The following is a 13,392-nucleotide window of genomic DNA, read 5'->3' as shown; positions in this document are numbered from 1 at the left end:
GGCGCGCACCGACCTGCAACAGCGGCCAATCGAAAGCGGGCCGTTGCGGTGGTTTCGAATGGAACGGTTGCCCGGACGCCCGGAAAACCGCCCCCAACGAACCTCGGACAGACAGTAGCGCGGATGTCCCCTGAACCCAGCCATGAAGCGATTGACAACGATGTCACCCGGATCTGAAACTCGAGCGATGCACGACACCCTCTTCCTGTTTGGTGCCACAGGTGATCTGGCCCAGCGCTACCTGTTCCCTTCGCTGCTGCGCCTGCTCGGCGACGGCCTGCTGCCGGAGGATTTCCGCATCCGTGCGCTGGCCCTGTCCGGCCACGACACCGAAGCCTTCCATGACATCCTGCGCCCGCGCCTGCAGCAGGCCATGCCCATGGCCAGCCAGGACGACATCGCCGGCCTGCTGCGCCGCATCGACTACCGCTCAGTGGACCTGCGCGACGTCGACTCGGTGGCCGCCGCCGTGTCCGACCTGGTGCACCGCCGCTGCGTGAGCTACCTGGCCATTCCGCCGGGCCTGTACATCTCCACCTGCGAAGGCCTGGCCAAGGGCGGCGCACTGGCATCGCCGGCACGCCTGATGCTGGAAAAGCCGATCGGCAGCGACAGCGAAAGCGCCGAAGAGATCATCAGCACCATCGGCCAGTGGATCGACGAAGACCGCGTGTTCCGCCTGGACCACTACCTGGGCAAGGCCGCGGTGCAGAACCTGATCGCCCTGCGCTTCGGCAACACGCTGCTGGAAGCCGTGTGGAACCGCAACTACATCGAATCAGTGCACATCCTGGTGGCCGAAAGCGAAGGCGTGGACGGCCGCGACGCCTACTACGCCCGCTCCGGCGCGCTGCGTGACATGGTGCAGAGCCACATCCTGCAGCTGCTGTGCATGGTGGCGATGGAACCGCCGGCCTCGCTGGAAGCCGACCGCATCCGCGACGAGAAGGTGAAGGTGCTGCGTGCCCTGCGCCCGCTGGATGCCAAGCACGCCGCGCGTGACAGCATCCGCGGCCGCTACACCGCCGGCAGCATCAACGGCCAGCCGGCCCAGGCCTACCAGCCGCCGGAAGGCAGCGACGTGGAAACCTTCGCCGGTGTCACCGCGCACATCGACAACTGGCGGTGGAGCGGCGTGCCCTTCCACCTGGTTACCGGCAAGCGCCTGCCCGAGCGCACCACCCGCGTGGTGGTCACGCTGAAGCCGGTCACCCATTGGCTGTTCGAGCGCCCGCAGCGTGCGCAGGCCGCGCCGAACCGCCTGGTGTTCCAGCTGCAGCCGCAGGAAAACATCGAACTGGGCCTGATGAGCAGCCTGGCCGGCCCGGAATGGGGCGCGCTGGAACTGCACCCGCTGGAACTGGAACTGTCGGTGCCGACCGGCCTGCACCGCCGCATCGCCTACGAGCGCCTGTTCCTGGATGCCTTCAACGGCAACCACACCCTGTTCGTGCGCGATGACGAAGTGCGCGCCGCCTGGGCCTGGATCGACAGCGTGGCCGACGCCTGGAAGGACGCCAAGCTGCCGCTGGAACCCTACCCGGCCGGCCAGTGGGGCCCGAGCAGCGCTACCGAGTTCCTGCCGCAGGGCGTGGATGCTCCCGACAGCGGAGCGTCGGCATGAGTGCCGCCAGCCAGCCGGTGCTGGTGGCCGACATCGGCGGCACCAACGCGCGCTTCGCCCTGGCCGACACCTCGCAGGACGCGCCGCTGCTGAAGGACAGCATCCGCGAATACGCGGTGGCCGAGTTTCCGTCGCTGGGCGATGCCGCGCGCCATTACCTGGAACAGGCCGGCGCCAGCGCCCGCCGCGGCGTGTTCGCCGTGGCCGGCCGCGTGGACGGCGACGAAGCCCGCATCACCAACCACCCGTGGGTGATCTCGCGCAGCCGCACCGCGGCCATGCTCGGCTTCGACGAACTGCACCTGATCAACGATTTCGCCGCGCAGGCCATGGCCGTAGCGCTGCTGCAGCCGCATGACGTGGTGCAGATCGGCGGCGCGCAATGGACCCCGGCCGCACCGGGCCAGCCGCGCAACTACGGTGTCATCGGCCCGGGCACCGGGCTGGGCGTGGGCGGCCTGCTGGTGCGCCACGGCCGCAGCTACCCGCTGGAAACCGAAGGCGGCCATGTCAGCTTCCCTCCGGGCACGCCCGAGGAGATCCGCATCCTGGAGATCCTGTCCGAACAGTTCGGCCGCGTTTCCAACGAACGCCTGATCTGCGGCCCGGGCCTGGTCAATATCCACCGCGCCGTGTGCGAAATGGCCGGCTTCGATCCGGGCCAGCTGCAACCGGCCGATGTCACCGCGCGCGCCGCCCTGGGCGACCCGCAGGCGATGCGCACCGTGGATGTGTTCTGCGCGGTGTTCGGCGCCATTGCCGGCGATCTGGTGCTGGTGCAGGGCGCCTGGGACGGCGTGTTCCTGACCGGCGGCCTGGTGCCGAAGATGCTCGATTCGCTGCAGCATTCCGGCTTCCGCCAGCGCTTCGAACACAAGGGCCGGTTCTCTTCCATCATGGGCAGGGTGCCGTCGCTGGCGATCATGCACCCCTGCCCCGGCCTGCTGGGCGCTGCCGCCTACGCCGCCGACGCCGAACGCGATGCCCCTGGAGTTGCTGCATGAGCCCGATCTTCCACGACGACCGCATTGATTTCGTCCAGCACGCCGATGCCGACGCCTGGATCGAAACGGTGGCCGCCGAGATGGCCCAGGCCATCAACCATGACATCAACGACGTGGGCCGTGCCCGCATCCTGCTGTCCGGTGGCACCACTCCGGCGCCGGTGTACCAGGCGCTGGCCGAACTGGACGTGCATTGGGACCGGGTGGAAGTGAGCCTGGCCGATGAGCGCTGGCTGTCGCCGCAGGATCGCGACAGCAATGCCTGGCTGGTGCGCGAGCACCTGCTCAAGCGTGCCGAAGGCGCGCACTTCGACCCGCTGGTGCGGGTGGGCAAGCCGCTGCCCGAATGCGTCTACACCGCCAACCTGCAGGCCCAGCACAGCCAGGCGCCGACCGTGGTGGCCCTGGGCATGGGCAACGACGGCCATACCGCGTCGCTGTTCCCGGGTTCGAAGGACCTGACCCGCGCACTGGAAAGCACCCTGCCCTACGCGGCGCTGGATGCCACCGGCTGCCCGGGCTCGAACCAGTGGCCGCTGCGCATCACCCTGACCCCGCGCGGGCTGGGCCAGTGCCGCCAGCGCCTGCTGTTGCTGCGCGGCAAGCAGAAGCTGCAGGTGCTGCGCCAGGCCCTGGACAGCAACGACCCGCAGCTGTACCCGATCCTTTCTGCGATCAACCTGGACGGCGCGCGCCTGCGCGTCCACTGGGCTGATTGATGTCGGCGGCGGCACCGCGGTGTCGCCTGTCACTCGCCACCTTGAATGCCGGTAGCCAATGAGCCTCCATCCGCAACTGCAAGCCATCACCGAGCGTGTCATCCGCCGCAGCGCCGCGTCCCGCGCCGCCTACCTGGCTGCGATCGACGCCTCGCTGCGTGACGGCCCGTTCCGCAGCCGCCTGAGCTGCGGCAACCTCGCCCACGGCTTCGCCGCCTGTGGCGGCACGGACAAGAGCCGCCTGCGCGGCGGCGTCACCGCCAACCTGGGCGTCATCACCGCCTACAACGACATGTTGTCGGCGCACCAGCCGTTCGAGACCTACCCCGAGCAGATCCGCCAGATCGCCCGCGAACTGGGCGCGACCGCGCAGGTGGCCGGTGCCGTGCCGGCCATGTGTGACGGCGTCACCCAGGGCCGCGGCGGCATGGAACTGTCGCTGTTCTCGCGCGATGTGATCGCCCAGGCGACCGCGATCGGCCTGAGCCACGACATGTTCGATACCACCGTCTACCTTGGTGTGTGCGACAAGATCGTGCCGGGCCTGCTGATCGGCGCGCTGGCCTTCGGCCACCTGCCGGCGGTGTTCGTGCCGGCCGGCCCGATGACCCCGGGCATTCCGAACAAGCAGAAGGCCGAAGTGCGCGAGCGCTACGCCGCCGGCGAAGCCACCCGCGAGGAGCTGCTGGAAGCCGAATCGGCGTCCTACCACGGCGCCGGCACCTGCACGTTCTACGGCACCGCCAATTCCAACCAGGTGCTGCTGGAAGCGATGGGCGTGCAGCTGCCGGGGGCGTCGTTCGTGAACCCCGGCACGCCGCTGCGCGATGCACTGACCCGCGAAGCCACCGAGCGCGCGCTGGACATCACCGCGCTGGGCGACGATTTCCGTCCGCTGGGCCGCATCATCGACGAGCGCGCCATCATCAATGCGGTCATCGCACTGATGGCCACCGGCGGTTCGACCAACCACACCATCCACTGGATCGCCGTGGCCCGCGCGGCCGGCATCGTGCTGACCTGGGACGATTTCGACGAACTGTCGCAGCTGATTCCGCTGCTGGCACGCGTCTATCCGAACGGCGAAGCCGACGTGAACCGCTTCGCCGCCGCCGGTGGGCCGGCCTTCGTGTTCGGTGAACTGATCAAGGCCGGGTTGATGCACGGCGATCTGGTCAGCGTGGCGCGCGGCGGCATGGCCGACTACGCGCGCGAACCGCAGCTGCGCGATGGCCAGCTGGTCTACCTGCCGGGGCTGGAACGCAGCGCCGATGACGAGGTGGTGCGCGGCGTGGACAACCCGTTCGAGAGCCAGGGCGGCCTGCGCCTGCTGCGCGGCAACCTGGGCAAGTCGCTGATCAAGCTGTCGGCGGTGAAGCCGCAGTACCGCACCATCGAGGCCCCGGCCGTGGTGGTCGATGCGCCGCAGGTGCTGAACAAGCTGCACGCCGCAGGCATGCTGCCGCAGGATTTCGTGGCGGTGGTGCGTTACCAGGGCCCGCGTGCGAACGGCATGCCGGAACTGCATTCGCTGGCGCCGTTGCTGGGCCTGCTGCAGAACCAGGGCCGGCGCGTGGCGCTGGTCACCGACGGTCGTCTGTCGGGTGCGTCGGGCAAGATTCCGGCGGCCATCCACGTGACGCCGGAAGCGGCGCGCGGGGGTCCGCTGGGCAAGGTGCGCGAGGGCGACATGATCCGTCTGGACGGTGAGGCCGGCACGCTGGAAGTGCTGGTGGATGAGGCCGAATGGGCGGCGCGTACGCTGGCGCCCAATACCGCGCCGGCGGCCAACGACATGGGCCGCAATCTGTTTGCGATCAATCGTCGGGTGGTCGGGCCTGCGGACCAGGGCGCGATTTCGATTTCGTGCGGACCGGCGGCGGCTGATGGTGGGCCGTGGGATTACGACGCGGAGTACGAGCTGGGGCACGATGCGGCCGCGGCGGCGGCGCCGCATGAGGCAAAAGACGCCTGAAGCGAAAAGCCGCGGCAGGCTTCCCGGCTTGGGCAGTAGAGCGCCCTGGTCGGGACACGCCGTAAACCCATCCATGGGGGCTCGGTCGCGGCATCCATGCCGCTCACGGTCCCGGCCAGGGCGCTCTACTGCCCTTGGACAATTCCCGGCGCGTCATTTGCGCTGCGGCCACTGAATCAAGAAGAGCAAAGGCAAGGGCAAAAGCATGGGTATCGAACAACATCAGGTGAAGGCGGCGGAGATGCTGCGTGCGGCGGGTATTCTGCCGGTGGTGACGATTCATACGCTGGAGCAGGCGCGGGCGGTCAGTGCGGCGCTGCTGGAGGGCGGTCTGCCGGCCATCGAGTTGACCCTGCGTACGCCGGTGGCGATGGAAGCGCTGGCCATGCTCAAGCGCGAACTGCCCGATGTGGTGGTCGGTGCCGGTACGGTGCTGACCGTGGAGCAGATGCAGCAGGCCATCGATGCCGGTGCGGATTTCCTGGTCACTCCGGGTACGCCGCCGGTGCTGGCCGATGCGCTGGCGGCGGCGCCGCTGCCGGTGGTGCCGGGTGCGGCCACGCCGACCGAGCTGCTGTCGCTCTACGCGCGCGGCTTCCGCGTCTGCAAGCTGTTCCCGGCCACGGCCGTGGGCGGGCTGGCGATGATCAAGGGCCTGGCCGGGCCGGTGGCTGACCTGAAGCTGTGCCCCACCGGTGGCATCACCGAAAACACCGCCGCCGAATACCTGGAGCAGAAGAACGTGGTCTGCATCGGTGGTTCGTGGATGGTGCCGGGCAACTGGATCGCCGACGGCCAGTGGGACAAGGTGCGCGAAAGCGCCGCCCAGGCCGCGAAGATCGTCAAGCGCGTCCGCGGCCACTGAAGAACTACGGGGTCAGAGCCCTTTCCCGCCGGGAAAGGGCTCCGACCCCGGGGTCCGCTGGCCCCAGGGCCACGAGCGCGCAACGCGCGCGACCCGCTCCCGCTCCCCCTTCTTCATTCCGCGGTGGCGGCGCACGGAAACTATCCGTGGCCCTGCGGAGGGATTGCGCAGGGGCGTGAGCGCCATGGATGGCGCGACCGAGCCTCCAGGGATGGATTCACGGCGTGCCCTGCGCAATCCCTCCGGAGGGCCACCCTCCAGAATCCGACCGCACCACCACCGCGAGGGGCTGCGCCGTTGGCTGGAATTCTTACAGCGGCCGTGCCGGATCCACCAGCCCGTACTGGCTGGCCATGCGCGCCAGCGCGATGTTGTCGTGGATACCCATCTTCTCGAACAGGCGCGCCTTGTGCGTGTTCACCGTCTTCGCGCTCAGGCTCAGGCGCCGGGCGATGTCTTCCTGGCGCAGGCCCTGGGTCAGCAGCAGGGCCACTTCCAGTTCACGCGGTGACAGCGTATCGAACGGCGAGGCGTTGCCTTCCACCGTGGACAGCGCCAGATTCTGCGCGATGCTGGTGCCCAGGTAACGGCGACCGCCGGCCGCGTCGCGCACCGCGCGCAGCAGTTCCTGCGCATCGCAGCCCTTGCCGATGTAACCGGCCGCACCGGCCTCCAACAGGCGCTTGGGCAGCGGCCCGTCTTCCAGCACCGATACGATCACCACGCGCGTGGCGCGGTGGCTGCGCACGATGCGCTCGGTCACCTCCATGCCACTGACACCGGGCAGGTGCAGATCGCACAGCACCACGTCCGGCAGCAGCTGGCGGACCTCACGCAGGGCGTCCTCGCCGGTCTCGGCTTCGCCCACGACCTCGATGTCGGGTTCCCCCGACAAGATCATTTTCATCCCGGTGCGGACCAGCGCGTGGTCATCCACCAGGTAGACTCGAATCGTCATCCACGTCCCTCTTCGAATGCGGCCATCGGGGGCCAAGCTAGGCGTGCGCCATGGCACATCGCAAGCGCGGAAACTGCGCAAAAACGGCGTTCTGCCTTGCGCATCACATTCTTCACGCGCCGATTCCGTCCCTGGCCCCGTAAAACCCCCGACATCGAAACTACACATCCATTGCGCGGCGTCCCAAACGGGACAACCGCGTCAATCCCCTGTTGCGATCGCTTCGCTGGCCCTCGCTGGCGGCGAACCGTGACGCCGCCAAGGATGCCGGCGACGGAACATGACCAGATAGCACCCTACCACCCAAACGAGCGCGGCACACCATCCGGCCAGGATGTCCGAAGGGTAATGCACGCCCAGATAGACCCGCGACACGCTCACCAGCAGGCTGAACGCGGGGGCCAGCACCAGTACCGGCCAGCGCCAGCGGGTGTTCCAGGCCAGCAGCACCAGGGTCATCGCCAGGGTCATCGAGCCCATGGCGTGGCCGCTGGGGAAGCTGAATGTCGATTCCGGCGCGATCGATTCCCACAGGCTGGGGCGGTCACGCTGGAAGAACTGCTTGCTGCCCATGTTCAGCAGCGCCGAACCGACGAAGCACACCGCCACGAAGGTCGCTTCGCGCCAGCGCCGCCGCCAGGCCAGTGCGCCCACGATCAGCACGTCGGCGGGAATCAGGAACCATTCGTAGCCCAGCCGCGACAGCAGCACGAAGAAGGTATCCAGCGCCGGCGAATGCAGGCCGTGCATCTGCCACAGCAACGGCGCATCGAAATGGAACGATTCGAACTCGTGCACCTCGTCGGCCAGCGCTACGAAGCCGGCCAGCGGCAGCAGGACGCCGGCAAACAGCAGCAGCAGGCGCCAGGCATTGCGCGCCATCCAGTGGCGGAAACCGGACGCCGGCTCCGGCGCGGCGAGGATGACGGGCTTATCCTGCGCTTCGGACATAGGTACGTTCGACGTACTCGTCGATCAGGGCAACGAACTCCTGGGCGATGTTGTCGCCGCGCAGGGTCACCTTCTTCTCGCCATCGACGAACACCGGCGCGGCCGGCGTCTCACCGGTACCCGGCAGGGAAATGCCGATGTTGGCGTGGCGCGACTCGCCCGGGCCGTTCACGATGCAGCCCATCACCGCCAGGGTCATGTTCTCCGCACCCGGGTGGTGGATCTTCCACAGCGGCATCTTCTCGCGCACGTGGTTCTGCACCACCTTGGCCAGTTCCTGGAAGAATTCGGAGGTGGTACGGCCACAGCCCGGGCACGCGGTCACCAGCGGGGTGAAGGCGCGCTGGCCGGTGGTCTGCAGCAGTTCCTGGGCGACGATCACTTCCTGCGTACGCGACTGCCCCGGTTCGGGGGTCAGCGAAATGCGGATGGTGTCACCGATACCTTCCTGTAGCAGCACGCTCAGCGCCGCGGCCGAGGCCACGATGCCCTTGCTGCCGATGCCGGCTTCGGTCAGGCCCAGGTGCAGGGCGAAATCCGAGCGTTGGGCCAGGTCGCGGTACACCGCGATCAGTTCCTGCACGCCGCTCACCTTGGCCGACAGCACGATGCGATCGCGCGGCAGGCCCAGTTCCACCGCCTGTTCGGCCGAATCCAGCGCCGAGCGGATCAATGCTTCGCGCAGCACGCGGCCGGCGTCCCAGGGCTGTTCGCGATGGTTGTTCTCGTCCATCAGCTTCGCCGCCAGCGCCTGGTCCAGCGAACCCCAGTTGGCACCGATGCGCACCGGCTTGTTATAGCGCACGGCGAACTCGATCAACTGCGCGAACTGCAGGTCTTTCTTCTTGCCGAAGCCGACATTGCCCGGGTTGATGCGGTACTTGGCCAGCGCTTCGGCGCAGGCCGGTTCGGCGGTCAACAACTGGTGGCCGTTGTAGTGGAAATCGCCGATCAGCGGCACGTCGATGCCCATCATCGCCAGCTTGTCGACGATGCGCGGAATGGCCGCGGCCGCTTCAACCGTGTTGACGGTCAGGCGCACCATTTCCGACCCGGCACGCCACAGCTCGGCCACCTGCTTGGCGGTGGACGCCACGTCGGAGGTGTCGGTGTTGGTCATCGACTGCACCACCACCGGCTTGCCGCCGCCTACAGTGACCCCGCCGATCTGGACGGCATGGGTCTGGCGGCGCGGCCAGGCGGTGGCATCGGAGGGGGGCGTGGGGCGGGTGACGGCGTCGTGCATGCGGCCATTCTACCGCCCGCCCCTGCATTCGGGGTGGGTCGCATTCAGCGGCCAGCGCGTCTGCGGCCGATTGTCGCAGGCAGCCCGTGCGATGAACGCATACGATGGGCAGGCATGACCGGACCCGACGCCCCGTTCCTTCGTACCCTGTGCAGCCTGCGCTGGCTGGCCGTGGCCGGCCAGGCGGCCACCATCCTGGTCGCCACCTGGGTGCTGGGCCTGCCGTTGCCGCAGCAGCCCCTGTGGGCGGGCGTGGCCGTGCTGGCCGTGTTCAACCTGTACACCCAGCTGCGCCCGGAAGCGGGCGATACCGCACCGCTGACCGCGTTCGGGCACATCCTGGTGGACGTGATCATCCTGACCTGGATGGTGGGCTGGAGCGGCGGCATCGCCAACCCCTTCGGCTCGCTGTTCCTGATCCTGATCGCGCTGGCCGCCTTCGCCCTGCCCCGGCGCTGGGCGCTGGCGGTGGCCGGCGCCTGCCTGCTGGGCTACGCCGCCAGCGGTGTGTTCGGCCAACCCCTGCCCGCCGGCTACTTCCGCGCGCTGGACCTGAACCGCTGGGGCGTGGTGGCCAATTTCCTGCTGTCTGCGGCGGTCGTGCTGACCTTTTCCACCCGCCTGGCGACGGCCCTGCGCCAGCGCGAACTGGAACTGTCGGCGCTGCGCGAGCGCTTCGCCCGCAACGAAGGCATCGTCGCCCTGGCCACCCACGCTGCCTCGGTGGCGCACGAACTGAACACCCCGCTGGCGACCATGACCCTGCTGGCCGATGACGTAGCCGAGCGCAGCGAAGAGCCGGAAGTGCGCGAGGACATGGAAACCCTGCGCGAACTGCTGGTGCAGTGCCGTGAGCGCGTGCTGGCCCTGGCCGCGCCGGCATCCACCGATGGCCCCGGCCGCGGCCATTCCAGCGCGCAACAGGTGCTGGAACAGTGGCGGCTGGTGCGGCCGACCATCGACCTGCACCGCAACGACGACGCGCCACTGCGGCTGCCGCTCGATCCCGGCGTGGGCCACCTGCTGATGGTGCTGCTGAACAACGCCGCCGATGCGGGCGAACAGGCCGGGCGCCCGCGCGTGGACCTGGACCTGCGCATCGAAGGCGACGACCTGATCGGCGAAGTGCGCGACTACGGGCACGGCTTCAACGCCCGTGCCGCCGTGCTGCCGGGCCGATTGTTCGGCAGCAGCAAGAGTGAAGGCATGGGCGTGGGCCTGGCCCTGTCCCATGCCACCATCGAACGCCTGCAGGGCGAGATGTGGATGCGCCCGGCCCAGGGGGCCGGCAGCCGCGTCGGCTTCCGCCTGCCGCTGGCCCCACGCGAGGACACCCCATGAACGCCTCAACCCTTGGCCTGCTGGTCGACGACGACGAACTGTACCTGCGCACCCTGCAGCGCAGCCTGGCCCGCAAGGGCCTGGAAACACAGACCGCACAGGATGCGGCCAGCGCGCTGATGCTGGCACGCCAGCACCCGCCCGCATTCGCCCTGATCGACCTGAAACTGGGCAACGATTCGGGCCTGGCCCTGATCCAGCCGCTGCGCGCGCTGCGTGCGGACATGCGGATCCTGCTGGTGACCGGTTACGCCAGCATCGCCACGGCGGTGGAAGCGATCAAGCTGGGCGCCGACGATTACCTGCCCAAGCCGGCCACGGTGCCGATGATCCTGCGCGCCCTTGGCGAAGAGGATGACGGCCCGGCCGATGACGGCGAAATGGAAGTGCCCGATGCGATGACGCCGATCAGCCGCCTGCAGTGGGAACACATCCAGCAGGCCATGCACGAGACCGGCGGCAATGTGTCAGCCGCGGCGCGGCTGCTGGGCATGCACCGCCGTTCGTTGCAGCGCAAGCTGGCCAAGCGGCCGAGCCCGGAGCGCGACCCGAGCCGTTGATGCGGGGTCGGCCCTGCCGAATTGTAGAGTCGAGCCATGCTCGACTGCCTTGTGCGGAGAGTCGAGCATGGCTCGACTCTACAGAGAGCGTCAGCCCTTCAGCTGCGCCAGGATCTCGCGTGTCATCGGATCGGCAATCGCCACATCCTCGCCCTGCAGCGCCGGCAACAGGCCATTGGCCAGCTGCTTGCCCAGCTCGACACCGAACTGGTCGAAGGCGTTGATGTTCCAGACCACCGACTGTACGTACACCGCGTGCTCGTACATGGCGATCAGCGCACCCAGCGCCTGCGGGGTCAGTGCATCGAGCAGGATCAGGGTGCTCGGGCGGCCACCGGGATAGTCGCGGTGCGGATCGTCGCTGGCCTGGCCGTTGGCCAGCGCTTCGGTCTGCGCCAGCAGGTTGGCCAGCAACGCCTGGTGGTTCACCGTGTAGGGATCGTCGTTGCGCATGCAGCCGATGAAATCGGCCGGAATGATGCTGGTGCCCTGGTGCAGCGCCTGGAAGAAGCTGTGCTGCACATCGGTGCCTGCCCCGCCCCACCACACCGGCACGGTGTCGGTGGTGACCGGCTGGCCGTCGCGCTGCACGCGCTTGCCCAGGCTTTCCATCACCAGCTGCTGCAGGTAGGCCGGCAGCAGCGCCAGGCGCTGGTCGTAGGTCATCACCGCGTGGGTGGCATACCCCAGCAGGTTGCGGTTCCAGATATCGGTCAGTGCATGCAGCACCGGCAGGTTGCGCTCCAGCGGCGCGTCCAGCGCATGCGCATCCATCTGCGCGGCACCGTCCAACAGCTGTTCGAAACGCTCGAAACCAATGGCCAGCGCAATGGGGAAGCCGACCGCCGACCACAGCGAGTAACGCCCGCCCACCCAGTCCCACATCGGCAGCACGCGCTCGGCGGCGATGGCAAAGGCCTTGGCGGCACGCTCGGGGTTGGCGCTGACCGCGTACAGCCGATCGCTGCCGCCCAGCCAGTCGTGCAGGATCTGCCCGTTGAGCAGCGTTTCCTGGGTGCCGAAGGTCTTGGAAATCAGGATGCCGGCGGTGGTGGCCGGATCCAGCGTGGCCAGCGTGCGCTGCATGGCGGCGCCGTCCACGTTCGACACGAAATGCACGCGCAGGCGCGCGCCAGTGACCGGACGCAGCGCGTCGGCCACCAGGCGCGGGCCCAGATCGGAACCGCCGATGCCGACGCTGACCACATCGGTCACGCCGCTATCTTCCAGCGCGCGCACCAGTACGCCCATGCGCTGGCGGATGCCGCGCGCGGTGGCATAGGCCTCGGCCGCCACCGGCGCATCCACGCCATCACCGCGCAGCGCGGTATGCAGCGCCGCGCGGCCTTCGGTCAGGTTCACCTGTTCGCCGCGGAACAGGCGGGCGATGGCCGCGCCGACATCGCGCTCGGCGGCCAGCGCCAGCAGCGCCTGCAACGCAGCGGCATCGTACTTCTGCCGCGCGAAGTTGACATACAACGGACCGACCCGCAGCCCCAGGTCCTGCACGCGGCCCGGTTCGGCGGCCAGTAGGCTGGGAATGCTTGCGCCCTTCAGGCGCTGGGCGTGGGAATGCAGCGAGTCGAATCCGTTGTTCGTTGTCATGCGGCCTGGGTCGGGATCGTGTCGTTGGTGTGGGAGATCTGGTTGTTGCCGTCCACGTACACCAGCTTCGGCTTGAAGCTGTCCGCTTCCTGCTCGGTCATGCTGGCGAAGGCAGCGATGATGATGATGTCACCGACCTGCACGTGGCGCGCGGCGCCGCCATTGAGCGAGACCACGCCGCTGCCGGCTTCGGCACGGATGGCATAGGTCGAGAAGCGCGCACCGTTGGTCACGTCCCAGATGTGCACCTGCTCGAACTCGCGGATGCCGGTGGCAGCCAGCAGGTTGTCATCGATGGCGATGGAACCTTCGTAGTTCAGCTCGGAATGGGTGACGGTGGCGCGGTGGATCTTGGTCTTCAGCAGGGACAGGTGCATGGCACGGCACAACGCAAAGGAAAGTGCGGATTCTAGCACCCGCGTGGCGCCGGGCATCAGGGCCGGCAACCTGTTCAGGTAGCGCCGGGCCGTGCCCGGCGAGCGCAGCGGCCGCGGTCCGCCGGGCATGGCCCCGCGCGACCCCACGGGGGGGATTAAGGATTTGA

12 protein-coding genes are annotated in these 13,392 nt (G+C 68.5%); 7 read left to right on the top strand and 5 right to left on the bottom strand.

The annotated features are described in order from the left end of the window. Positions 1 to 187 precede the first annotated feature (187 nt). The 5 genes from zwf (at position 188) to IAE58_RS12590 (ending at position 6,187) form a co-directional block, all read left to right on the top strand. Complete coding sequence (zwf, locus tag IAE58_RS12610) at positions 188 to 1,624, top strand: glucose-6-phosphate dehydrogenase (protein WP_108752781.1); 1,437 nt, start codon at positions 188 to 190, stop codon at positions 1,622 to 1,624. After that, on the top strand, positions 1,621 to 2,628 hold the full coding sequence (gene glk / locus IAE58_RS12605; protein ID WP_199934381.1) for a glucokinase: 1,008 nt from the start codon (positions 1,621 to 1,623) through the stop codon (positions 2,626 to 2,628). Before zwf ends, glk begins: the two co-directional genes overlap by 4 nt. Beyond that, entirely contained in the window at positions 2,625 to 3,347 is a 723-nt protein-coding gene (pgl, locus tag IAE58_RS12600; RefSeq protein WP_108752779.1) for a 6-phosphogluconolactonase, read from the top strand. The genes glk and pgl overlap by 4 nt, the downstream gene beginning before the upstream one ends. A gap of 58 nt (positions 3,348 to 3,405) precedes the next feature. Beyond that, a complete protein-coding gene (gene edd, locus IAE58_RS12595) occupies positions 3,406 to 5,322 on the top strand; it encodes a phosphogluconate dehydratase (RefSeq protein WP_199934382.1) in 1,917 nt (638 codons plus the stop codon). A gap of 205 nt (positions 5,323 to 5,527) precedes the next feature. Next, a complete protein-coding gene (locus IAE58_RS12590) occupies positions 5,528 to 6,187 on the top strand; it encodes a bifunctional 4-hydroxy-2-oxoglutarate aldolase/2-dehydro-3-deoxy-phosphogluconate aldolase (protein WP_108749277.1) in 660 nt (219 codons plus the stop codon). A gap of 310 nt (positions 6,188 to 6,497) precedes the next feature. On the opposite strand, the gene IAE58_RS12585 is transcribed toward IAE58_RS12590, so the two are convergent. The 3 genes from IAE58_RS12585 to ispG form a co-directional block, all read right to left on the bottom strand. Continuing rightward, complete coding sequence (locus IAE58_RS12585; protein WP_199934383.1) at positions 6,498 to 7,145, bottom strand: response regulator; 648 nt, start codon at positions 7,143 to 7,145, stop codon at positions 6,498 to 6,500. A 201-nt stretch (positions 7,146 to 7,346) separates the two neighbouring features. After that, positions 7,347 to 8,096, bottom strand: coding sequence for a phosphatase PAP2 family protein (locus IAE58_RS12580; protein WP_108749275.1), 750 nt, complete (start codon positions 8,094 to 8,096; stop codon positions 7,347 to 7,349). Further along, complete coding sequence (gene ispG, locus IAE58_RS12575; RefSeq protein WP_108752776.1) at positions 8,077 to 9,342, bottom strand: flavodoxin-dependent (E)-4-hydroxy-3-methylbut-2-enyl-diphosphate synthase; 1,266 nt, start codon at positions 9,340 to 9,342, stop codon at positions 8,077 to 8,079. The genes IAE58_RS12580 and ispG overlap by 20 nt, the downstream gene beginning before the upstream one ends. Positions 9,343 to 9,456: 114 nt before the next feature. Between ispG and IAE58_RS12570 the strand changes: the two genes are divergently transcribed. Both IAE58_RS12570 and IAE58_RS12565 read left to right on the top strand, forming a co-directional pair. Beyond that, positions 9,457 to 10,683, top strand: a complete 1,227-nt coding sequence (locus tag IAE58_RS12570) for an ATP-binding protein (protein ID WP_108752775.1) — start codon at positions 9,457 to 9,459, stop codon at positions 10,681 to 10,683. Beyond that, positions 10,680 to 11,243, top strand: coding sequence for a response regulator transcription factor (locus IAE58_RS12565; protein ID WP_108752774.1), 564 nt, complete (start codon positions 10,680 to 10,682; stop codon positions 11,241 to 11,243). The genes IAE58_RS12570 and IAE58_RS12565 overlap by 4 nt, the downstream gene beginning before the upstream one ends. Positions 11,244 to 11,333: 90 nt before the next feature. Here IAE58_RS12565 and pgi read toward each other — a convergent pair whose 3' ends face one another. Both pgi and panD read right to left on the bottom strand, forming a co-directional pair. Further along, positions 11,334 to 12,848 carry a glucose-6-phosphate isomerase gene (gene pgi, locus IAE58_RS12560; protein WP_199934384.1) on the bottom strand — a complete coding sequence of 505 codons (1,515 nt, stop codon included), beginning with the start codon at positions 12,846 to 12,848 and terminating at the stop codon, positions 11,334 to 11,336. Further along, positions 12,845 to 13,225: an aspartate 1-decarboxylase gene (gene panD, locus IAE58_RS12555; protein ID WP_004153087.1), complete on the bottom strand. Its 381-nt coding sequence runs from the start codon at positions 13,223 to 13,225 to the stop codon at positions 12,845 to 12,847. The genes pgi and panD overlap by 4 nt, the downstream gene beginning before the upstream one ends. Positions 13,226 to 13,392: the final 167 nt, after the last annotated feature.

Source organism: Stenotrophomonas sp. S49, assembly GCF_016624905.1.
Classification (GTDB): Bacteria; Pseudomonadota; Gammaproteobacteria; order Xanthomonadales; family Xanthomonadaceae; genus Stenotrophomonas.
The sequence above is the reverse complement of the archived record's forward strand: the minus strand, read 5'-3'. Positions and strand labels throughout refer to the sequence as shown.